This is a genomic window from Mesorhizobium sp. M0601 (assembly GCF_040320845.1).
GTDB lineage: Bacteria > Pseudomonadota > Alphaproteobacteria > Rhizobiales > Rhizobiaceae > Mesorhizobium.
The window spans coordinates 1-19,420 of sequence record NZ_JAMYQK010000044.1 but is presented as its reverse complement, the minus strand read 5'-3'; the positions used below and the strand labels follow the sequence as shown (position 1 = coordinate 19,420).

Below are 19,420 nucleotides of genomic sequence, written 5' to 3'. Positions count from 1 at the left end.
TCGATCATACCAAGGTGAAGAAGGGGCAGCAGATCGAGCTTACCGGAGAGATCACACGCGTAGACGAGGAAGGCGGCAGGGTGACTGTCGATCTGGGACCGCTGGTGACGATCGACATCGACAAGGTCAGGCTGGTCGAGAAGTACAGGACGCCAAAGCGCAAGAAGCCGCTGCGCGACATGGTGGATTAGCTCGCGGACCGCCGCTTATCCACGCGACATCGGTACCACTCAAACGAATGGCAATTTTCTGTCTGAATGCGTTTAGGGTCCATGCTTGGAGACCACGCATGGGTATCGCGCGGGAGACAGGTGACTCTCGGTTTCAAGGCGTCGAGATGCTACGAGCACTGAAAAATCAGTTCCTTAGACCTAAAGATCGGGCGATCTGCCAGCGGGTTGTCGACCAGGTAACCGCCGACGCCAAATGGTACAGCACCCCGATAGACGGTCAGATTCTGGCCTCGACCACGCTGAATCTCTTTCAATCAGGGGTCGTAAACGAAACGAATTTGCTGGCACATGTTCGCGCGCGGCGCCACGACTTCACTAAACTGACAGGCTAGATCCTTCGCCCTCACAGTGCCAGTTGGACTTTGTAATGGAACGCGCAGCGGGGAGCACGTGTGGTTGATCGGCGCGTCTCGCGTCCATGGCCCGTTTTCCTGGCGCCGATCTTCCGCGATCTTGGCCCTCACCCGCATTGCTGAGGATTTCGAGAGGTGAATTGAGATCCGCCGACGGCGCGGATCCTCTGGCAGGATCAAGCCTGTCCCGCGGCTTTGCTCCGGAACAATGTCTTCTTCTGAAAGTTTTTCCTTACATCGCAAAGGAGATTCGAAATGTCAGAAACGCGCGAATGGTTTGTCCAATGGCTTAGAGATGCTCATGCCATGGAGGAGCAGGCTGAAACGATGTTGAACGGGCAGTTGAGCCGTATCGAGAATTATCCCGAACTGAGCGACCGGATCCGACAGCACCTCGACGAGACCAAGCAGCAGGCTGCCCGGCTGAAGACTTGTCTCGATCAGATGGACGAGGGTTCATCCATGATGAAGGATGCTGGCGGTAAGCTGACGGCGATGGCGCAATCGCTGAGCGGCGTCTTCGCTGGAGACGAGGTGATGAAAGGATCGCTCGCGAGCTACACGTTCGAGCACATGGAAATCGCCTCCTACACGATCCTGATTGCCGCCGCTCGATCGCTCGGCGAAACCGAGGTTCTTCGGGCTTGCGAAGAGAATCTGCAAGAGGAAGTCGCGATGGCGGATTGGCTGAAATCCCGTCTTCCCTCCACGACCGAGCAGTTCCTTGTTCGGGCCGAAGCCGACAGTGACAGCGCCAAGCGGTGAGCGGGTGGGACGCAGTCATCGTGAACTGGGTGATGGGGATTCGTCCGCCAGCGCGTCCCCTTCGTGAAGGCTGGACGACGAACACGCCTGACTGTAGCAGGCGGTTGTCGAGTTGCGCATTTCCAGAAATTGCTACGACGAGTGATGCTAACATTGCGGCGTCGTGACTTTGAGAGTTGAAGCGTTCGTCTGCGCAAGCCTGGTCGAAGACGCATTGGCAATAGCCAAGATCGGAAGGGCTAGCGCAGCGGTCGGCGAGATCAAGCTTGAGGGGGCGTGTTAAAACGTTCGAAACGAGGTCGCGATAGCGGAATGCCCGAGAACACTCTCCCTGATCACTGAGCAGTGCGTGCGCGGGCACCGGTAGCGCCAAGCCGGATGGAAGAAAGTTCGTCCCGACAGCGGCAGGGCGCACCAGCGACGGGGATAGGTTCCTGTCAGCGTTCCAGTCAGCCCACCCAACGAGGGAACTTACATGGCGCGACGCGGCATATCTGATGCCTCCGACGGGGCGTTCGGCGGGAATTCAGGCATTCATGATGCTCAAAATCTCGCGTGGAAGCTTGCCATGGTCATCCGTCGAGAAGCGGGCTCTGCCCTGCCTGACAGCTATGACACCGAGCGTCGGCCCCTTATTCACGGCACCCTCGCACAAGCACTCGCGCGGCTTCAGAAATGGTTCAAAGATCCGGCAAAAAGCCTGCCGCCGCAGGTCGATCTGGTCGAGGGATTGCGAGGCCGTCAGGTAGCGCTGGCCCAACACAACGCCTTCCGCAGTCATCGTGAACACCGCAGCCGGGGCGTTGGCGCTGGCCTCGCTTGTTCCGCAGGTTTCGCCATCCACCCGCACCTCGAACACCCGTCCGTGCACCCGAAACTCAAATGTCTCGCCCAGCCGTGCCCGTTCGGGCCGGAACCGCGGAAGTCCATTATGCCGACCTGACCTTGCCTTCCACGAGGCGGTCACCGCGCGGCGTCTTTTGGCGAAAGGCGTCGCGAAGTTGATACTCGCAACATCGTCTAAATCACGCTCGCGAACTGGTCGATGCAGCGACCAGAAGACGGCAGCTGCCGCCGTAGAAATACGAGCAGTTTCAAATCGAAGGGTGGCCGATGGCGCTTGCTCCGCGGTGTCGACTCCATCAGGCTTTCAAGCGAGCGATCCTGGCGGTGTCTGCCTTCGAAACATCCGGCAATCTGGCGTTCACTTGACACCAAGGGCGTCCTTGAGTTCTGCCAATTTTTTCATGCAGCCTTGCTCGTCGCCAGCTTGGGACATCTTGTGAGCTTCCGACATTAGCTGGCTAGGATGTTCGGCATTCTGGGCGCTACGGTTGCCAATCACTTGCTCCTGATGAGGTGTGGTTGGCTTCACATTTCCCGCCGTTGATCCGGTGATTTCAGGATTACCCCCCTGCTGCTTGCCGGCCATGACCTCCTCTTGGTGCTTCGTCGCCGGGATGCCTGATTTATTTGGGCTCGCGCCCGTTTCGGCGGTGATGACGTTCGGCTCAAGCACTTTCAACTCTTGGCCGCAGTCGGCAAAGCCCGGCGACCCGAAAGCAAGGACGAGCGCCGACGCGCTTACTATTCGTATAAACATGTGAACCTCCGATAGGCTTTTCCGTATGTCGAGGAAACGGCCACATATCCAAAGAGTTCCTGGCGGGGCCGGTCCATAACAAGGTAATGAGGATATATTCCATCGACCCTGATAGTGATCCCACAGGTGCTTTCGCATGTCGCCCTGAAGCCGCCCAGCACGGAGGTTAAACATACCGTTGGAAAATACCGCAACCATCTTTCATCTTGCCGCGTATGGTCCGATCATCTGCCGGTGCAAGTTTGAGGACATGCAATGAAGAAGGTCGCTGCTCTCCTGGTACTTTCCCTCGTTACCATGCTGCCCGCCGTGGCAGCCGCGCAGTCCTACGTGCCGGAGCTTGGGCCATCGCCGCCGCAGGATGCTATGCAGCTGTATCCCGGCGGTGTCGAGAAGGCGCTGGCCGCGCTGCCGGACATCGTCAAGAAAGTCAAGGAAGCATCCGACGTTCCCGGCTTCGCCGTGACGGTGGTGTATGGCGGCAAAATGATCTTTGACGAGGGCTATGGCCTTCGCGACAACCGGGACGACACTTCTAAGGTCAGCAGCACCACCATTTTCCAGGTCGCCTCGGTGTCGAAGTCGATCTCGGCCACGGTGGCCGCGATCGCCATGACGAAGGACCACAGCTTCGACTGGGATACCCCGGTCGGCAAGGTCTGGGACGGCTTTCGCCTCAATCTCGACTATGTCTCGGGCAACGCCACCATCGGCGATTTCTTCGCCCATCGCTCGGGCCTGCCGATGGCGGCGGGCGACGAACTCGAGGATCTCGGCTTCCAGCGCAAGCAGATCGTCGGGAGCCTGTGGATGGTGCCGCTCGATCCCTTCCGCATCTCCTATCACTACGCCAATTTCGGCACGACGATCGGCGCCGAGGCAGTGGCCCACGCCGAGAAACAGCCTTGGGAGCTGCTGGCCAAGAGCCTGTTGTTCGATCCGCTCGGTATGCGCTCGAGCAGCTATCGGCACGAGGACTTCATTGCCGCCGGCAAGAACCGCGCCCTGCTGCATGCGCGCGTGGCGGAGAATGTGTTCGAGCCGCTCTTTGACCGCGACCCCGACCAGCAGGCGCCGGCGGGCGGCGTCTCCTCCAGCGCCCAGGATCTTGCCAAGTGGATGATCCTGCTGCTTGGCGACGGTACCTATGGCGGCCAGCCCATGATCGACCCGAAGATCCTGCAGCCCGCCATCACACCGCAGAGCGTGACCTACCGCGGCGAGACGCCCGATACGCGGGCCAGCTCCTATGGCTATGGCTTCAATGTGGGGGTGAACGCCAATGGGCGCACCACCATGGGCCATTCCGGCGCCTTCCTGCTCGGCGCCGGCACCACCTTCCAGATCTTGCCCTCGGCCGATGTCGGCATCGTCGTGCTCACCAACGGCTCCCCCGTCGGCGCCGCCGAGGCGGTCGCCGCCAGCTTTATGGACATCGTGCAATATGGCCAGGTCACCCGCGACTGGTATCCCTACATCAAGCCGCGGTTCATGGCCTACTACAAGCCGGTGGGCGACCTCGCCGGCAAGGACAAGCCGACGAACCCCGCCAAGGCGCGCAGTCCATCCTTCTACGAGGGCCAATATACGAGCAACTATTTCGACACCGCCACCGTGCGGGCCGATGGCGACAAGCTGATGCTCGAACTCGGCCCGAAGCCCATGCAGTTCACGCTCGAGCACTGGGACGGCGACACCTACGCCCTCACGCCCCGCGGAGAGAACGCGCCGACCGGCTCGCTGTCATCGGTGAAGTTCGTTGGTTCCCCGGGCGGCATTCGCGCGCGAGTGATGACGGTGGACTATCTCAATGAGAACGGGTTGGGGCATTTTCAGAGGTAGGGGCGGAGGCGTCGGGTGCTCCATACACCCTATGCCGTCGAAAAGGCGAACCGGCCGTCTGCAAGGTGATGCCTGAGATGGCGGATTTGTGACGGTTCGCTTCCGGGCGTGGAAATCAGGAAGCCGGCATTTGCTCGCGAGCTTCCGACAAGCTACGTCGGCTTTGGCCAGCCGCTGATCCGAAGCAGACCGACGGCTCGCGGTCGGTCGTTCCGTTGCTCCGGCTTGGTGGACGCTTCTGGCGCTACAGCCATCTTCGCCAAGCGATACGGATACGTGCTGCATCTTCACACCAACCCTACCCTGAAATCCTCCAGAACCTGAGCCAGCCCTCGCGCGCCGAGAAGGGTCACAACACGCCTCGCTTGAAGCTTCGGTACCGCGCGATCGTAACTGGCAAGATTGGTCGCCTCATTGAGGCGCGAGGGATAAATGATCCCGTCGGGCTGAGATGGGTGCTCGTGAAACGCCAGTGACCACCGGCGTGCCAGGTTCTGGCGCTGTGCCCGAACGACATCGGTCGGCACACCCATCCTGACGGCATTGTCGGCTCTGAGATCGACCAGGCGTAGGTCCGCGTTGGTCGTGATCTGCGCATAGCGCCGTCGGGTCAGCTCCACCTCCTCTATTGGAAGATTGTCAAGGATTCCTTCGCGGCGGTCGCGGAGCACGGTCTCGAGGAAGCACACCTTCAGGGAGTCACCGAGGTAAAGAACGCCAAACCGGTTGGCGTCAACACGGCGTCGAGGATCGCTGAACCGGCTCGGCGACTTTCCATATCCCAGCGGATCGGGAAAGGTGCTCCAGTAGATCCGACCGAATGTTCGTCCCGCCCGTATGGTCTCGATTTCGAGGTTTGCGCGCGCGAAATCGGGTGGAGGTGGAACGCCGGGCATTCAGTCGAAATCGCCCCTGGCCACGCCTTCCGCCGCGGCCAACACCGACGCGTCATCGCCTTGTTGAAGGGCTCGAAGGCCGGTCCGCCCATCGAGGGCGCCATGACGCGACACCAGAAACCGATAGACGGCCCAGGCACTGTTGCCCAACATGGCATGCAGCGCCGGCAATGCGCCGAAGGGACGACCGTCCTTGTCGAGTTGCCAGACAGGAAAGCGAAAGCCGCGCTTGGCGCCATCGATGCCGAGCACCTGCCCACTCTGCCGCTTGGCGTTGACCGTCACGCGCGAGGTGCCAAGCAGCTTGGCGAAGGCTTCTGCACTCAGCATGTCCTCGCCGGCGACAATTTCGGCAACACGCTTGCGGCCACGCGCGCGCGCTCCGGCAAGAGCCGCCTCGAGTTCGGCATCGGGCTTGCCTGTATCCTCGACGGCAAACACATCCGAAGCGATCGGTTGCTCTTCGACCGGCGTGATCGTCTGCGCATCGGCGGCCGGATCGACCTCTACCCGGAACGATACGCGATGGCCGATCTTGCGGCTGCGTGCGATCGCTTCCTGATAGCGTTCGAGCAATACCTTCTTGAAGTCGGCCTGTGCCGGCAGCTTTGTGGTGAAGCTCAGGGCGGCGACTCCCGTATGCGATGCGGTCCCGCTATGATTGATGCGTTTTGGAGCGGCCATGATGAGAACCTCTTGCTATCACCAATATGGCTACAGAACGCAAGTTCGTCAAGTTCGATAACTTCGTAAAGTGCGCGGAGAATGCTGCGGACTAAACAATTCCCCACGCCCGAAACCTTCCCCTCCCCGTCATCTCGCGCAGGCCGAGCTCGCCGACCAGGTTGAGCGCCCCCTGTTTTGTCACTTTTAGCCGCTCCTGGATCATGCCGGTGGAGACGAGCGGCCGGGACAGCACCAGCTCGACCAGATCGGGCAGTTTCGAGCTGGCGCGCCGTTGTTTGAGCCGCCGCTCCATCTGGCTTTTCGCCATCACCAGCCGGTTGTGCTCCTTCAGCCCCACGAGTGCGGCGTCATGGATCGCATCGAGGGAGGCCAGCAACCGGTCACTGCGATTGTGTGCTCGCCGACGCTCGCGCGGAATGTTTTTGGCACCGAGATGCTGGCAGGCGAGATGGTTGGCGGCAAGACCTTCCTGGCGCAGCAGCGCGGCAATCAGCAGTGGCCCAAGCCATGCGGCATGCTGCAGCACCTCGATGTTGTCGGACCAGGCCTTAAGCAGGATTGCGCCGCGCAGAACGATGGGCTGATCGCTCGTCCCGGCAATCACGGCCTGCCATTCGGCCAGCCGTTCTTCTTTATTCCAGTCGAGATCGTAGATCAGGCCGTTTTGCGGCTCCGGCCGGTCACGTCTTGACGTTTCCTCCTTCGACCAGGCACGTCTGCGCCGCTGAGGATCTTTGATGAGCGTGCCAAGACAGCATCGATCTCGGCAAACTCCTCAGCCAGAAGCTCGTCCTCAATATCGTCCCGAACATCGGCTTCAACTACGCTGTTTCCAGCCCCCCGCCTTCCCGGTTTTTTTGTTCCGCCGCCGGCAGGGCGCCACCCCTGGGCCGGCCAGCGCCAAAAAACCGTCGCGGCTGAGCGCCCAGTCCGGTCGGTGACGTGGTTGCGATCCCGGCCGCGGTACGGAGGGGGGTCACCGACGACCGTATCAGCGATATACGCACTTCCTTAGCAGGCGGCCCAGCAGCTTGGGTTAGGGGGGCCGCTGAGCCTGACCAGCGAGCCTTCGGGAATGCCCGACTGGCTGGTTAGTACATTAGATAAATGTAATGTAATCGAACAATGTGAACGAGGTACTCGGCAGTAAGAAATTGACTGGCACGATTCACTTACCGCGCGCTTTTGCCTTGGGTTCTGGCGAGCTTTCGGACGGGTTTGCAGCCAATTTTGCAGATCGCCGATCTGTTACCCACAGGGCCTTTTTCCTCGCCACCAAATCGTCACGATCGCCCTCAGGGGTCGCTCGGCTATGCATGGCAGCTATGGCGAAGTCGGCTCTGTTGGTTCGATAGTCTTCTTTTTGGACAGTCATCGTTTTCTCCCAGTTTCATAGCCCCTCTTTTGCCCTTGCGGGGAGATTAACTGCCTGTGCATTACGCGAGTCAATCGATGGAACGATCACTCCGCAGTCGCGAGGGCGGGAAGCAAGCCGACAATTTTAACGTTGGAGCGGCTTACAGAGTGCCGGCAACACAGCCGCCCTTTCGTCGGGCTGCGTTGATCGCGTCCATGTTGCCCTTCAGCTCGCCGATCTTGACTTCACCTGCCTTGATGTCTGTGTTGTCCATCATGGCGATCGAGCACTGCCGCACCGCGACCCTTGGCGGTCACGTGGAGGCCTGCGAGGATGCGGCCAGTGGGTCCCAAGCCAGCCCGCACGATAACAGCGACGCATCGGGAAATTTGGCCAGGCCCTCAAGAATTGTGTCCGTCGCCTTCACCAGGCTCTCGGGCGTGAACTGCCCAAAAAAGGAACTGGATCGAAGGAGAAGTCGTACTCTCCAAGATCCGGTGTGTCCTTTTCCCCGACCTTCTTCTCGATTTCGATGCCAAGGCTGGTACCGCTTGCCCCGCCTCAGCGCGCGCCCGTCTTGGACACCTCCGCCTTTGAATGGCTGTTATGGCGCGAGGCAGACAGCCGATTTGCACGCGATAGTACATCGCCGCCCTCTGCGAGTGTCAGGCAGCATGTTCGTTCGAGGCGTGACGCCCAAAAGCGGACGGCCCGCGGTCAGGCCAGCCGCTTGAATGGCGTTTCGGCCCAAAGCACAGGCTCGGTTATGCGGTAGAATTGTCGCGTCGCGATCAAGGCTGACGGGCTGACATCAACCATCAGACCGATGATCGTCATATCACCATGTGCGAGCGCAGGCCCAAGCTGCTTCGGATTCCAGCCAATCGATGCGAGGCGGTCGAACCAGTACTCCTCGCACACGATTGTCAGATTGCTGATATGTCGCTGGATACAGAATTCCAGAATTCCGCAGTAGATCACGCCGGCTGCCTGGCAAGGTCGGCCGGGCTCACGAAGATCCCGCGCCACGAAGAACCTGGTCCATTCAAAGATATTGGGTCGGCGCGGAACGCCGCCCTCGGCGAGTTGCGGAAAGGTTTCGCTCATCAGATGGGGCCGAAGGCTCGGCACGAAACGGGATCCGGCAACGACGCCTCTTCCTGGCTGGATGCCGAGCAGATGAATCGCTTCTGGAGTATCAAACGCGTCGATCTCGCGACCGTCGGGGCGTCTCAGGTCCTGCCATCCACGTTCATCGACATAGATTTCATGCCGCAGGCGGAAGTAGCTGTCGAGATCCCCTCGATAGGCAAAGCTGTTTGACGCGTCGACGACATGGACCTGAATCATTGCGGTTCCTCGAGATGGAACCCCATCCGACCACGCGACGATTGCCCGGGAAATACCCAGATCTGGGGATGGATCAAAGTTCGATTTCGTGCCTGCGAAACGCCTCGACGATCGCGTGCACAACGTTGGCGGTACTGAGCTTCTGCTTGATGTTGCGCAGGTGGGTCGTCACAGTGTTTTCCGAGATGCCAAGTATTCGGGAAACCTCCCACGCGGTCTTTCCTCCCGCGACCCACTGCAGGATTTCACGCTCTCGTTGGGAAAGCTTTTGTCTCGGCCGCCTGCGCGAGTTATCAACGAGGCGTTCGGCAGCCGAATAGGCATGGCGCGCAAGGGCATGAATGGTGCAGCGCACCGTCGGCGCCAAATCAATTTCATTTCCGGCAACCGTTACACAGGCCGGATCGCCAAACGCGGGCTGGATCGGGATACAGATCCCGTCGCAAAGCCCAAACTCTTTCGCTTCATCCATCACCCTCCTGGCATTTCGGTCCGTCAAGCCATGATGGACGTCCCGCCAGAGGAAGGGCCCGATCGCACCACGGCACACAGCAACACAAGGGTCATGGCGATAGTGTCCGGCAGCCATATAGCGGTCGTACCATTCCTGCGGCCAACCGTTAACAAGGATGTGTCCATCCAGTGATCCGGTGTCCTGGCGTGGCAATTCGGTGACGAGACAGGCTGCGTAGCCGTGACATTCGATGCTCTTGCGCAGTTGCCGAATGATCTCGGGGGCGCTGGTTGCACGGTCAATCTGCGCGGTTGCTTCAAAGATTTGTATTAGCTGGTCCTGTAAGACGCCCCCGTGAACCGCCGCCATTGTAGGCCCTTTCAATGTACTGAGACAAAGAAAACAAAATAAATAACTTAGGTCCGACCGCAACGTCCGGCATGACTTTTGACTACTATAGTAGGTGGCACTAAAGGGCGCGTTCTGACTGCCTCGCTGCATGAGGCTGAGGTCTGTTTTTGCTCGCAATCTGAGGTTGCTTCGCCAAGGCACCGGCTTGTCGCAGGAGCAGCTCGCGGACCTTGCCGGCCTCGACCGCAACTATGTGGGCAAGCTCGAGCGGGAGGAAAACTCACCGACCGTCGATACGCTGGAGGTACTGGCGTTGGCATTGCAAGTTGACGTGGAGCAGCTCATCCGTCGAAACGCGCCGTGATGCGCTGGTCAGCAGGCCGCCGAGAGCATCAGGATTTTCCCTTGCGCCGCTCACGCGGCGCCACAGCACAATCACCAGCTGGGGCTCGGGCGTTTTTGCCGGGCCGTTTCGTCAGCTCCTCGATGTCGACGCTCAAAGCGGTGGCAAGCTTTGCGAGCGACAGGAGTGTGGGATTGCGACGGCCGGCCTCGAGACCACTCAGATAGGCGCGCGTGAATCCTGAACGGAACGACAGTTCCTCTTGAGAGAGGGCCTGTGCGCGCCGAATCCTCTGTACGTTGAGGCCGACAACCAACCGTAGGTCCATGACGGCATGGTCGTCGATGGGCACACTTTAGGACGACACACTATAATGAACATTTGTCATTGACAGGCGCGGCCATTGCTGCTTTTCTCATCATATTAAGGAACGCCATTCCGAAATAAGGAACGCCAGTGACAGGAAATCTTTCGTTGGAACGTGGGCTTGCGGTTCTCAATGTCCTCAAGGGAGCGGACGAAGCTGTCGGGGTGCGCGAACTCGCCCGCCGGCTTGAGCAGAGTGCTCCCGCCGTGCAGCGAATTCTGAACACCCTGGCAGAGCAGGGCTATGTCGAGCAGTCGCCAGACTCGCGACGTTACCGGCTGGGTCACTCCGTGCTGGCGCTGGCGCGGAAGGTCCTGGGCAGAGATCGCCTGGTTGGTTTGGCTGAAATCGAACTGCAGGCGCTGGCCTCCGAAGGGTGCTTCAACGCATTCCTCGGTATCAGGCGGGGCAGCTGCGGAATTTATCTTCTGACCGTGCAAAGCAAGAGTCCGGTCGTCATTCGTTCTTCACCTGGCGAGACCTTCCCCTTGCACTCCACCGCATTGGGCAAGGCGCTCCTGATGGAGCTGAGCGGCGAGGCGGTCATTGCGATTCTTGGACGAGGTCCACTGGAGCAGGTTGCCGTACGCACAGTCACCGATCCGCACAAGCTCGTTGCTCAAATCAGAGCGTCCGAGCCCATTGGTTACACAACATCCCTGGACGAGAACTTTACCGGGCTGATTGCGGTCGGCGCACCGCTTCGCGATGCATCAGGCACAATCATCGCGGCTATAAGTGCGGCCTACCCCCGGTCAGTGGGACCGCATGTGGAGATCGCTGAGATTGGGGAGGCAGTAATGGCGGCTGCGGCGCGCATTTCCGCCGGCCTCGGCTTTCTGGAAGCAAAACAGGCCCGGGATTCCCATCATGCTGCTTAACGAAGCGCGCCTGAAACAATGGATGACGGCAGCCGGGCTTGACGCAATTATAGCGACTGCCCCGGAAAACGTGACCTACATGAGCGGCTTCTGGGCTCTGCCGCAATGGATCCGTCGCGGCCCGCAGGCTTATGTGGTGTGGCCGGCTCCTGACAAGGGCACGCCTGAAATCATCGCCAGCTCCAGCACGCTCGACCTCGTAGCCGATCAGGAACTGTGGGTAAGCAAGGTTCGGCGCTACGGCGACTTTTACGCCGATGTCGGTTCCTCGACGACCGTGGACCTCGCCAATGAACGGCACCTCCAGCTTCGAGACCTGCCGAGGCATGGCAATGCCATCGCGGCTTTGGTCGCCGCATTGGAAGAAGCTCAGCTCGGCCGTGGGCGGATCGGCATAGACGAGGCCGGGCTCGCACCAGGATACCAGGAAGCCCTCAGAGCCCATTTTCCCAATGCGTCGTTCCTACCAGCCACCGCATTGCTTCGCGAGGTTCGTGCCGTAAAAACGGCAGATGAAATCGAACGGCTCGGCCAAGTTGCCCAGATTGCCGAACGCTCCATTCAAGCAGCACTCGGCGTTGCTCAGGAAGGCGCCACCGAAGCAGATCTGGCGCGCGCTTTTCATGTCAGGACGGTCGAGGAAGGCGCCCTGCCCGTACTGGGATGCATCGGCTTTGGCGAGCGCAGCGCGCTCATGAACGTCCAGCCGTCTGACCGCAGGTTGCGCGCTGGAGAAATCATCCGCTTCGACGTCGGTGGCCGGTTCCGGCACTACCGCGCCGACATTGCCCGCATCGCCACGCTGGGCGAGCCGCCGCCGCAGGCGCATCGACTTCAGCAAGCGCTGCTGCGCGGCGTTCAGCATGCCTGCGACATTATCCGTCCGGGCATGGCAGCAGCACAGCTCTTCGAGACGGTCGTGCGTGTGGTGAGGCGCGAAGGAATTGCCCGCTACGAGCGCGATCACGTCGGACATGGCATCGGCCTTGATGGTTATGATGCGCCGACGCTCTCGGCGCGCAGTACAGACATCCTTGAAGAAGGAATGGTGCTGTGCGTGGAGACCCCCTACTACGAAATCGGCCGCTGGGGACTCCAGGTGGAGGACATGGTGGTTGTTCGCGAGCGCGGAGTGGAGCGGCTGACGCAGACGCACGATGCAATCACGCGGGTGCCGTTATGAGCCGCGCGGCAGGGTTTTCCTGTATTCGATGCGGCGCCTTGTTCCGGATCGATACCAAAATCGACTCACGCGGCTGCCCGAAATGCTGTGCCGAAGCACCGGCCAATCTTAAGGTCGTCTACGATCCGTCCGGAGCTACATCGGCCGCTTCCGCAGCGGGTGCCGCCCTGCCCTCGCTCTGGCGCTATGCCGACATGCTTCCTTGTGGACTCAGCGATGCAATCTCCTTGGGCGAGGGCCTGACGCCGTTGCTGAGCGCCGAGAAGCTGGGAAAGCAGCTCGGCGTCCCCAAGCTGCTTATCAAGGACGAGGGCGCAAACCCTACCTGGTCCCACAAGGACCGCTTCTCGACGGTGGCGGTGTCGATGGCACGTTTGAGTGGCGCACGCGTGGTGGCGACTGCTTCGTCGGGGAACGCCGGGGCCTCGCTTGCCGCCTATGCTGCACGGGCGGGCCTGAAATGCGTCGTTGTCACATTCTCAGGCACCGCCGGCGCAATGTTGGCGCAGATCCGCAAATACGGCGCAAGCGTCGTATCCCTGGCCGACAAGTCCCATCGCTGGCCACTGCTTGCCGCTGGTACCGAGCGCCTCGGATGGTTTGCAACGTCACCGTTTCACAGCCCCGTGGTGGGCAGTCATCCTGTCGGGATCGAGGGCTACAAGACCCTGGCTTACGAAATCGTCGAACAAATGCACGGTGCAGTGCCGGACTGGTGCGCCTTGCCTGTTTGCTACGGGGACGCGCTTGCCGGCCTGTGGGCCGGATTCAAGGATCTTCTCAGCCAAGGCAAGATCGAGCGGTTGCCGAGACTCGTGGCGGCGGAAGTGCATGGATCTTTGGCCAGAGCCCTTGCCGGCAAGGGAGATCTGGTTGCCGAAGTCCCCGCAAGCTTCGACACGCTTGCCATCTCGATCGGCACCACACGAAGCACGTTTCAGGCGCTCAACGCCCTGCGTGAATCTGGCGGCACGGCAATGCCGGTCGGCAATATCGGCTTGATAGCGATGCAGCAGCAGCTTGCGGCCACCGAGGGTGTGTTTGCCGAGCTTGCCTCGGTGACGCCATTTGCAGCTATCGAATCCTTGAGGCGAGAAGGCACCATCGCGCGGTCGGACAGCGTCGTTGCCATCGTGACAGCGAGCGGCCTCAAGGATTTGGATCGTTCGACCGGTCCGAACAAAGCACAACCATCGTTTCAGTCAGTTGCCGAAGCGTGGGAATACGTTGCCGAGGGCCGTGACTATTTCACGCCCTCACTTGAACGGCGCGCGACCAAGATGTCCTGAAGAGAAGATAGAGGCGATCATGAACGGATGCGATTTTTTCTGATCGATTGATGATCTCGTCCACCATTGGACGGTATTGCGACTTCCTAAAAGCTATCCAGGAGAGGCAAATTCAACTCGCTTAGCGAGCGGAATCTCGATTCAAACATGATGTAAGGGGAATGTTCATGCTTCGGAAAACGCTCATCGGCTGGCTCGCAGCCCTCAGTGTCGCAATGGCAACTCAGACGATGGCTGAGGAAACGCTCAGAGTCGGCGTCACGCCAACCGGAGTGCCGTTCACGTTTGTCGACACCGCAACCCAAAAGCCGACAGGCGCGATGGTCGATCTGGCAAGTGCGATTGCCGCGAGCCTTGGCACGACCGCCGATTTTCAAATAAACGCTTTTCCAGCCCTGATCCCGGCATTGACGACCGACAAAATCAATCTGATTTCCGCCAGCATGTTCATAACGGACAAACGAAAGCAGGTGATCGATTTCAGCACGCCGGTTTACGCCTATGGCGAGGCGATGTTTGTTGCTGCCGGCGATAGCAAAAACTACACGATCGAGGAACTCAGAGGTGCGACCGTCGGGGCGCAGATCGGCTCGACCTATGCTGATGCTCTGGAAGCGCTTGGCGTCTTCGGTCAAGTCAAGCTCTACGACTCAATCGCTGACATGATGCGCGATGTGGTTCTGGGCCGCATCAAGGCCGGTTTCGGTGACGCCCCGATCGTCGCATATCAGCTTTCAAAGAATCCCGGCCTGGGTGTTCGCCTCGTCGACGGCTATCAGCCGATGAAAAAAGGCGAGGTCGCGTTGGCGGTTGCCAAGGAAAATCCACTGCTTCTCGAAAAGGTGAATGCCTCCATCGCCAAGCTGAAGGAAAGCGGCGAATTAAGCCGAATATTTGCCAAATATGGCCTTTGAGGCCGACCCGCACTGACCTCGACAGAAGCGCCGGCTGGCAGGACCAAAGGATCGCATCGGAATGACCGGCTTTGACGGCCGGGGTACGTGCCAAGAGGAAGCCGGCCATGACCAAATTCATCGCGCATGCAACGGAATATTTGCCGCTTCTTCTTAACGGCGTTTGGCTGACCGTCATGATAACCCTTCTTGCGCTGTGTCTTGCAACGGCGCTCGGCCTTGTCTGGGCGCTGTTCAGGACATCGGGGATACGCTGTCTCGCCGTGCCGACGCGGCTCCTTGTCGACTTCGTGCGCGGCATACCATTGTTGGTGGTTCTCTTTTATATCTACTTTGTCGCGCCCGAGATCGGCATCAACCTGACTGCGCTCCAGGCTGGCACGATCGGGCTGGCGCTGGCTCACTCCTGCTATCTCGGGGAAACCTTCCGGGCTGGCATCGAGGCGGTCGATAAGGGTCAGGTCGAAGCGGCAAAATCGATCGGGATGAAGCGTCCGTTGATGATGCGCCGCGTCGTGCTGCCGCAGGCATTCAAGATCATCCTGCCGCCTTACGCCAACAATATGGTCATGCTGCTGAAGGACTCCTCGCTTGTCTCGGTGATTTCGGTTCAGGAGTTGACCATGCAGGGCAAGATGCTCGCGTCGTCCACATTCGACAACATGACAGTTTTTACCTTGGTGGCACTGCTTTACCTGTGCCTGACGGTTCCGCTGAACCTGTTTATGCGTAGAATCGAAAGCTATCTTGGGGCGGCGGGATGATCACCTTTGAAAACGTGCACAAGTCCTTCGGCTCCCACGAAGTCCTCAAGGGGATCAACGCCGAGATCGCCAAAGGACAGGTTGTATGTCTGATTGGACCCTCGGGTTCCGGCAAATCGACGCTTCTGCGATGTGTCAACGGGCTTGAGACCTATCAGCGCGGTCGCATCAGCATCGACGGCACCGTGGTCGATGCCGCCTCGCCCCAGGTTCACGCCATCTGCACCCGCGTTTCCATGGTTTTCCAACGTTTCAACCTGTTTCCGCACCGCACAGCCCTGGAAAATGTCATGGAAGGGCCGCTCTACGTGCTGAAGGAAAATAGGAACCAGGTCCGGGAGCGGGCCACGGCATTGCTCAATCGCGTCGGCTTGGCCGATAAGACGAATGCCTATCCCGCGTCATTGTCGGGCGGCCAACAGCAGCGCGTGGCCATCGCCCGCGCCCTGGCGATGCGCCCACAGGCCATTCTTTTCGACGAGCCCACCTCCGCACTTGACCCGGAAACGGTCGGCGAGGTCCTGCAGGTCATGCGCGCGCTCGCAGACGAGAACATGACCATGCTCGTGGTTACGCACGAAATTCAGTTCGCCCGCGAGGTTTCCGATAGCGTCCTCTTTCTCGACGGCGGCCGGATCGTTGAGCAAGGTCCGGCCAAGGAACTGCTTCGAAATCCGAGACACGAACGCACTAAGGACTTTCTTCATCGGGTTATGCACCCCGTCTGAGTGTTGGCCAGCGCTGCCTTGTCGCGTCAAGGCTCCGAATTCAGACCTGTCGCTCCGCAGGGGACGGGCCCTCAAACTCTGCGAGAACGCCGCTTAGAGTTCTACGGTCCCAAGGAAATCTGGTCCAGGCCGTCTCCTCGGCCGGATGAATTCGCTTGAGAACCGTTGGGTCAAGTGGAATTGAAATTGGCCAATCCTTCAAACCGGCGAGCCAGTCGGGGTTGTAGACTGTATCTGAATGACGATGCCCTTCATCTGGCATTATCACGACGGTGGAGGCTTCCGGATTGTGCCTGGCGAACCAGGCGCCGACCAAGGCTGCGGCGCCGCTGGTCGGCCCCATGAACAGCCCGTGATCGCGAAACAGCCCATGCGCCATTGCGTAGGCCGGCAATGCGCCCACCCAATGAATATCGTCGATCATCTCATGACGAACATTTTCCGGCAAAACACTGTTGCCCAGCCCGCGCAACATGCGACGTCCGACAGGCTGGCCAAAGAGCATGCTTCTGTGGGTATCGACTGCAATCATCCTGAGATCAGGAAAGAGCTCACGAAGGAAGCCTCCGGTTCCACAAAGCGATCCCCCAGTGCCCACGCAGCCGACGAGGCAATCGATACGGCCGAATGATCGAACAACGAGGTCGGCCAGGCGCGCGTATGCCAGGCGGTTTTCCGGACTGTCGTATTGCCGAGGCCAATACGTGCCCGGGCTATCTTGCAGCGTCTGCTGAAGATACTGGAGCCGACCGCGCTGATTGCCGTCTCCTTGAGGATCGTCGATGGCCATGACTTTGGCACCAAGCTGTTCCAGTCGTCGCCTGAGTTTCAGGTCGATGAGGCTGGAGGCCGTGACGAGCGTAAGCCCATAGCCACGGGCGGCAGCCAGCATGGCGATGGCCAGGCCGAACGTGCCCGACGTCGTTTCGATGATGTGACCTTCCCGCCTGAGGCGCCCTGACGCTTCCGCCTGATCGACCATGAATCGGGCGGGCATCAGCTTCATAAGGGAAAAGCAGGCGGCGTTGAGGTTAGGTGCGAGTTGGGCAAAACGCGGCGTCTCGTAGGCGCGTAAATAGTCTTGCGCCGCGCTCACTGGATTAGCCTCGTTTCGGCATTAAGGGCAAACGTATGGACGCCTTGGAGACCTGTGCCGCTCACCTGCCTTGCGAGCTCAGCAGCGCGCATGGCCGCCCTGGGCGCAGTCGCATCCAGAAGGATGCCGATCAACGTGCCACTGTGGGCCACCTGCACACCGCACGCGTCATGCGCCCGCGCTATATCCAAAACGGTGTTGAAGGATGCCTTCGGCAGGTGCTTCTGACTGATACTGGCGCTGATGGTCGCGACACGTCCAAGCAAGCGGGGATCTTGTTGCCGGATTGAGCGATACGCCAATCCGCGCAGAACACGGAACAGCCCGATTTCCTCACTATCGTAGCGTGCTCGTCGCATGCCTAGCGTGTCGATTGGCCGGGCATTGCTGTCCCTGAAACCCACCACGAGAAAGGGCGGGAACTCGCCTCCGAAATGTTCGATTGTACGGCCTTCCCGGTGAGCGAAGAGGAGAGCTTGATCGCAGTAAGCGATGGCGTCGCTTGCGCTTTCCGCGGCAACGGCCAGTCGCGCAACAGTTGACTGGCGCAGCGTGACGCGCGCCGAAGCCGCGACCGCGCGGATCGAGGCAATGACGTCTGCCGTGGAGGAACCGTAGCCGTGCCCTACCGGGATAGAGCTTTCGATCGTCAATTCTCCCCCTCTTCCAGCTACCCCGACATGCTCGAGCGTGAGGGCCGCCGCGCGCGCCGCTTTGATCCGGTTTGCGGGTCGCGGCCGAATGCCATCTTGTTCATCCGGCCAGAAGGTCGCTAGCGACCCTTGCGACGTCAGCGGAAGCGTGACGAGTCCGCGACAAAGCCGTCCCTTGTCCGCTTCAAAGACGCCTTGGAGGAATTCCCCGTGGTGGGCGTGTGCCCGACCGACTCCTACCACCAGAGGCCATGCGACAGTCTCGTTTTTGATGTTGCTCGAATGTGTCTGCTGGCCGGATCTCGGTGTGCTTGTCTGTGTCACCGCATCATCTCCTCAGCATGGCACTGGGCGATGATGCGTGCGACTGACCCGTGCTGTCACTCGCCAAATCTTGGTAGTGCCATTGGCAAGCACATCATGCAAAGATACGGACAAGATTCCCCCACCAATTGGAGCCTCCAATACTGGAGTAGACACAGCAGCACTCGTTTCGGGAACGGTTGGCCTTGCGGCCAACCATTCCGAAACGAGTGCGGCCATGCACGGTGTTTTCAGTATTGCTCTTGTAAGGAGGGTTGGATTGCTCAGCCTGAGTCAATACTGAGATCTGGCCATAGCCCACAGCGGCCTCACCCAGGCGTCGGCGCTTTTAGCTCCTTGCCTCTGCGCGTCTTGCCCGCTAGGCTGCGGGTGTCCTTGCAAAACTGGAACTATACTCCATAATTGCAAGGATGATTGAACGTCGCATCAGCACTGAACTGACCGAGATGCTGGACAGCATGCCCGCTGTGGCGACCTTGCCCAGATCTGCCAGAATAGCGTCCATCGGCGTGCTGGCGAGCTCGGGCCAAAGCGGCACGAGTTGATTGCATTCACATAAGCGGCGTGATGACGGTCGTGATGGATCATCGATCGCCATTGCAGACCATACCCTACTCCAGACCCTACTCCAGTTGTACCGGAAATAGCGTCGGTAGACATTGGGCGGCCCGGACGTGTTAGCGCACATCCGGGCCTAATTTCACCACCTAGCGGTGGGCGTCGTGATCACTTGGCGGATATTTGGGAAGTCCTTTCCTCTCAGGCGCAAATGGCTGAGCTTTTTTGTGTTTCGCTGAAGACAATTAGCGAACACCTCCAGAACCTCTTCAAGTCGGGCGAGTTGTCCGAAGAAACAGTTCTCCGGAAATCCCGGATAACTGCGGCAGACGGGAAGGCCTATCGTACGCATCCGGTGAAGACCGCAGACGTGCGCATCCGGCAGCCAGGAGAACCTGAGCACCGGAGTGCTGGGGTCAAGCTTTCTTT

23 protein-coding genes are annotated in these 19,420 nt (G+C 59.8%); 13 read left to right on the top strand and 10 right to left on the bottom strand.

What is annotated here, in order from left to right:
* Positions 1 to 14: 14 nt before the first annotated feature.
* From NKI41_RS27805 to NKI41_RS27790, 4 genes are all read left to right on the top strand, one after another.
* The gene (locus NKI41_RS27805; RefSeq protein WP_023680685.1) at positions 15 to 191 is read left to right on the top strand and encodes a hypothetical protein; all 177 of its coding nucleotides are present in this window, start codon (positions 15 to 17) and stop codon (positions 189 to 191) included.
* A gap of 98 nt (positions 192 to 289) precedes the next feature.
* Positions 290 to 565, top strand: coding sequence for a hypothetical protein (locus NKI41_RS27800; protein ID WP_352472968.1), 276 nt, complete (start codon positions 290 to 292; stop codon positions 563 to 565).
* A gap of 276 nt (positions 566 to 841) precedes the next feature.
* The gene (locus NKI41_RS27795) at positions 842 to 1,351 is read left to right on the top strand and encodes a ferritin-like domain-containing protein (protein WP_352472969.1); all 510 of its coding nucleotides are present in this window, start codon (positions 842 to 844) and stop codon (positions 1,349 to 1,351) included.
* Between the two features lie 475 nt (positions 1,352 to 1,826).
* The gene (locus NKI41_RS27790) at positions 1,827 to 2,294 is read left to right on the top strand and encodes an FAD-dependent monooxygenase (RefSeq protein ID WP_352503491.1); all 468 of its coding nucleotides are present in this window, start codon (positions 1,827 to 1,829) and stop codon (positions 2,292 to 2,294) included.
* 261 nt (positions 2,295 to 2,555) lie between these two features.
* Here the strand turns inward: NKI41_RS27790 and NKI41_RS27785 are convergent, their stop codons facing one another.
* Positions 2,556 to 2,954: a hypothetical protein gene (locus NKI41_RS27785; RefSeq protein WP_352503490.1), complete on the bottom strand. Its 399-nt coding sequence runs from the start codon at positions 2,952 to 2,954 to the stop codon at positions 2,556 to 2,558.
* Positions 2,955 to 3,209: 255 nt separating this feature from the next.
* Here NKI41_RS27785 and NKI41_RS27780 point away from each other — a divergent pair, with 255 nt between their 5' ends.
* Positions 3,210 to 4,796, top strand: a complete 1,587-nt coding sequence (locus NKI41_RS27780; protein ID WP_352503489.1) for a serine hydrolase — start codon at positions 3,210 to 3,212, stop codon at positions 4,794 to 4,796.
* Between the two features lie 287 nt (positions 4,797 to 5,083).
* Here NKI41_RS27780 and NKI41_RS27775 read toward each other — a convergent pair whose 3' ends face one another.
* From NKI41_RS27775 to NKI41_RS27755, 5 genes are all read right to left on the bottom strand, one after another.
* The gene (locus NKI41_RS27775; RefSeq protein WP_352503488.1) at positions 5,084 to 5,692 is read right to left on the bottom strand and encodes an RES family NAD+ phosphorylase; all 609 of its coding nucleotides are present in this window, start codon (positions 5,690 to 5,692) and stop codon (positions 5,084 to 5,086) included.
* Positions 5,693 to 6,376 (bottom strand): XRE family transcriptional regulator, encoded by a 684-nt coding sequence (locus tag NKI41_RS27770; RefSeq protein WP_352503487.1) that lies wholly within the window; start codon positions 6,374 to 6,376, stop codon positions 5,693 to 5,695.
* 91 nt (positions 6,377 to 6,467) lie between these two features.
* Positions 6,468 to 7,034 (bottom strand): RHE_PE00001 family protein, encoded by a 567-nt coding sequence (locus tag NKI41_RS27765; RefSeq protein ID WP_352503512.1) that lies wholly within the window; start codon positions 7,032 to 7,034, stop codon positions 6,468 to 6,470.
* A 1,419-nt stretch (positions 7,035 to 8,453) separates the two neighbouring features.
* Positions 8,454 to 9,086, bottom strand: coding sequence for an acyl-homoserine-lactone synthase (locus tag NKI41_RS27760; protein WP_352503485.1), 633 nt, complete (start codon positions 9,084 to 9,086; stop codon positions 8,454 to 8,456).
* A 73-nt stretch (positions 9,087 to 9,159) separates the two neighbouring features.
* Positions 9,160 to 9,909: an autoinducer binding domain-containing protein gene (locus NKI41_RS27755; protein WP_352685964.1), complete on the bottom strand. Its 750-nt coding sequence runs from the start codon at positions 9,907 to 9,909 to the stop codon at positions 9,160 to 9,162.
* A 130-nt stretch (positions 9,910 to 10,039) separates the two neighbouring features.
* On the opposite strand from NKI41_RS27755, the gene NKI41_RS27750 reads away from it, so the two are divergent.
* Entirely contained in the window at positions 10,040 to 10,255 is a 216-nt protein-coding gene (locus tag NKI41_RS27750) for a helix-turn-helix domain-containing protein (RefSeq protein WP_292654544.1), read from the top strand.
* A gap of 28 nt (positions 10,256 to 10,283) precedes the next feature.
* On the opposite strand, the gene NKI41_RS27745 is transcribed toward NKI41_RS27750, so the two are convergent.
* On the bottom strand, positions 10,284 to 10,562 hold the full coding sequence (locus tag NKI41_RS27745; RefSeq protein WP_352515859.1) for a helix-turn-helix domain-containing protein: 279 nt from the start codon (positions 10,560 to 10,562) through the stop codon (positions 10,284 to 10,286).
* A gap of 128 nt (positions 10,563 to 10,690) precedes the next feature.
* Between NKI41_RS27745 and NKI41_RS27740 the strand changes: the two genes are divergently transcribed.
* The 6 genes from NKI41_RS27740 (at position 10,691) to NKI41_RS27715 (ending at position 16,360) form a co-directional block, all read left to right on the top strand.
* Positions 10,691 to 11,482 carry an IclR family transcriptional regulator gene (locus NKI41_RS27740; protein WP_352685962.1) on the top strand — a complete coding sequence of 264 codons (792 nt, stop codon included), beginning with the start codon at positions 10,691 to 10,693 and terminating at the stop codon, positions 11,480 to 11,482.
* Positions 11,472 to 12,665 carry a M24 family metallopeptidase gene (locus NKI41_RS27735; RefSeq protein WP_352503482.1) on the top strand — a complete coding sequence of 398 codons (1,194 nt, stop codon included), beginning with the start codon at positions 11,472 to 11,474 and terminating at the stop codon, positions 12,663 to 12,665. The genes NKI41_RS27740 and NKI41_RS27735 overlap by 11 nt, the downstream gene beginning before the upstream one ends.
* Positions 12,662 to 13,954, top strand: coding sequence for a threonine synthase (locus NKI41_RS27730; protein ID WP_352472980.1), 1,293 nt, complete (start codon positions 12,662 to 12,664; stop codon positions 13,952 to 13,954). Before NKI41_RS27735 ends, NKI41_RS27730 begins: the two co-directional genes overlap by 4 nt.
* A gap of 167 nt (positions 13,955 to 14,121) precedes the next feature.
* Positions 14,122 to 14,868 carry a substrate-binding periplasmic protein gene (locus NKI41_RS27725; RefSeq protein ID WP_352472981.1) on the top strand — a complete coding sequence of 249 codons (747 nt, stop codon included), beginning with the start codon at positions 14,122 to 14,124 and terminating at the stop codon, positions 14,866 to 14,868.
* Positions 14,869 to 14,975: 107 nt separating this feature from the next.
* Entirely contained in the window at positions 14,976 to 15,632 is a 657-nt protein-coding gene (locus NKI41_RS27720; protein WP_352472982.1) for an amino acid ABC transporter permease, read from the top strand.
* On the top strand, positions 15,629 to 16,360 hold the full coding sequence (locus tag NKI41_RS27715; protein ID WP_352503481.1) for an amino acid ABC transporter ATP-binding protein: 732 nt from the start codon (positions 15,629 to 15,631) through the stop codon (positions 16,358 to 16,360). The genes NKI41_RS27720 and NKI41_RS27715 overlap by 4 nt, the downstream gene beginning before the upstream one ends.
* Before the next feature lie 40 nt (positions 16,361 to 16,400).
* Here the strand turns inward: NKI41_RS27715 and NKI41_RS27710 are convergent, their stop codons facing one another.
* The 3 genes from NKI41_RS27710 to NKI41_RS27700 all read right to left on the bottom strand — a co-directional run bounded on the left by NKI41_RS27710 (position 16,401) and on the right by NKI41_RS27700 (position 19,031).
* Positions 16,401 to 17,456, bottom strand: a complete 1,056-nt coding sequence (locus NKI41_RS27710) for a cysteine synthase family protein (RefSeq protein WP_352472983.1) — start codon at positions 17,454 to 17,456, stop codon at positions 16,401 to 16,403.
* Complete coding sequence (locus NKI41_RS27705; RefSeq protein WP_502901248.1) at positions 17,453 to 18,352, bottom strand: GHMP family kinase ATP-binding protein; 900 nt, start codon at positions 18,350 to 18,352, stop codon at positions 17,453 to 17,455. Before NKI41_RS27705 ends, NKI41_RS27710 begins: the two co-directional genes overlap by 4 nt.
* Before the next feature lie 439 nt (positions 18,353 to 18,791).
* A complete protein-coding gene (locus NKI41_RS27700) occupies positions 18,792 to 19,031 on the bottom strand; it encodes a hypothetical protein (protein ID WP_352503479.1) in 240 nt (79 codons plus the stop codon).
* A 171-nt stretch (positions 19,032 to 19,202) separates the two neighbouring features.
* Between NKI41_RS27700 and NKI41_RS27695 the strand changes: the two genes are divergently transcribed.
* On the top strand, positions 19,203 to 19,420 hold a 218-nt coding region (locus tag NKI41_RS27695; protein ID WP_502901246.1), incomplete at its 3' end, for a virulence RhuM family protein.

Excerpts from the sequence above, each read along its gene's own strand:
- NKI41_RS27800 (WP_352472968.1), top strand. The coding sequence starts at position 290 with ATGGGTATCGCGCGGGAGACAGGTGACTCTCGGTTTCAAGGCGTCGAG.
- NKI41_RS27795 (WP_352472969.1), top strand. The coding sequence starts at position 842 with ATGTCAGAAACGCGCGAATGGTTTGTCCAATGGCTTAGAGATGCTCAT.
- NKI41_RS27790 (WP_352503491.1), top strand. The coding sequence starts at position 1,827 with ATGGCGCGACGCGGCATATCTGATGCCTCCGACGGGGCGTTCGGCGGG.
- NKI41_RS27785 (WP_352503490.1), bottom strand. The coding sequence starts at position 2,954 with ATGTTTATACGAATAGTAAGCGCGTCGGCGCTCGTCCTTGCTTTCGGG.
- NKI41_RS27780 (WP_352503489.1), top strand. The coding sequence starts at position 3,210 with ATGAAGAAGGTCGCTGCTCTCCTGGTACTTTCCCTCGTTACCATGCTG.
- NKI41_RS27775 (WP_352503488.1), bottom strand. The coding sequence starts at position 5,692 with ATGCCCGGCGTTCCACCTCCACCCGATTTCGCGCGCGCAAACCTCGAA.
- NKI41_RS27770 (WP_352503487.1), bottom strand. The coding sequence starts at position 6,376 with ATGGCCGCTCCAAAACGCATCAATCATAGCGGGACCGCATCGCATACG.
- NKI41_RS27760 (WP_352503485.1), bottom strand. The coding sequence starts at position 9,086 with ATGATTCAGGTCCATGTCGTCGACGCGTCAAACAGCTTTGCCTATCGA.
- NKI41_RS27755 (WP_352685964.1), bottom strand. The coding sequence starts at position 9,909 with ATGGCGGCGGTTCACGGGGGCGTCTTACAGGACCAGCTAATACAAATC.
- NKI41_RS27750 (WP_292654544.1), top strand. The coding sequence starts at position 10,040 with ATGAGGCTGAGGTCTGTTTTTGCTCGCAATCTGAGGTTGCTTCGCCAA.
- NKI41_RS27745 (WP_352515859.1), bottom strand. The coding sequence starts at position 10,562 with ATGGACCTACGGTTGGTTGTCGGCCTCAACGTACAGAGGATTCGGCGC.
- NKI41_RS27735 (WP_352503482.1), top strand. The coding sequence starts at position 11,472 with ATGCTGCTTAACGAAGCGCGCCTGAAACAATGGATGACGGCAGCCGGG.
- NKI41_RS27730 (WP_352472980.1), top strand. The coding sequence starts at position 12,662 with ATGAGCCGCGCGGCAGGGTTTTCCTGTATTCGATGCGGCGCCTTGTTC.
- NKI41_RS27725 (WP_352472981.1), top strand. The coding sequence starts at position 14,122 with ATGCTTCGGAAAACGCTCATCGGCTGGCTCGCAGCCCTCAGTGTCGCA.
- NKI41_RS27720 (WP_352472982.1), top strand. The coding sequence starts at position 14,976 with ATGACCAAATTCATCGCGCATGCAACGGAATATTTGCCGCTTCTTCTT.
- NKI41_RS27715 (WP_352503481.1), top strand. The coding sequence starts at position 15,629 with ATGATCACCTTTGAAAACGTGCACAAGTCCTTCGGCTCCCACGAAGTC.
- NKI41_RS27700 (WP_352503479.1), bottom strand. The coding sequence starts at position 19,031 with ATGGCGATCGATGATCCATCACGACCGTCATCACGCCGCTTATGTGAA.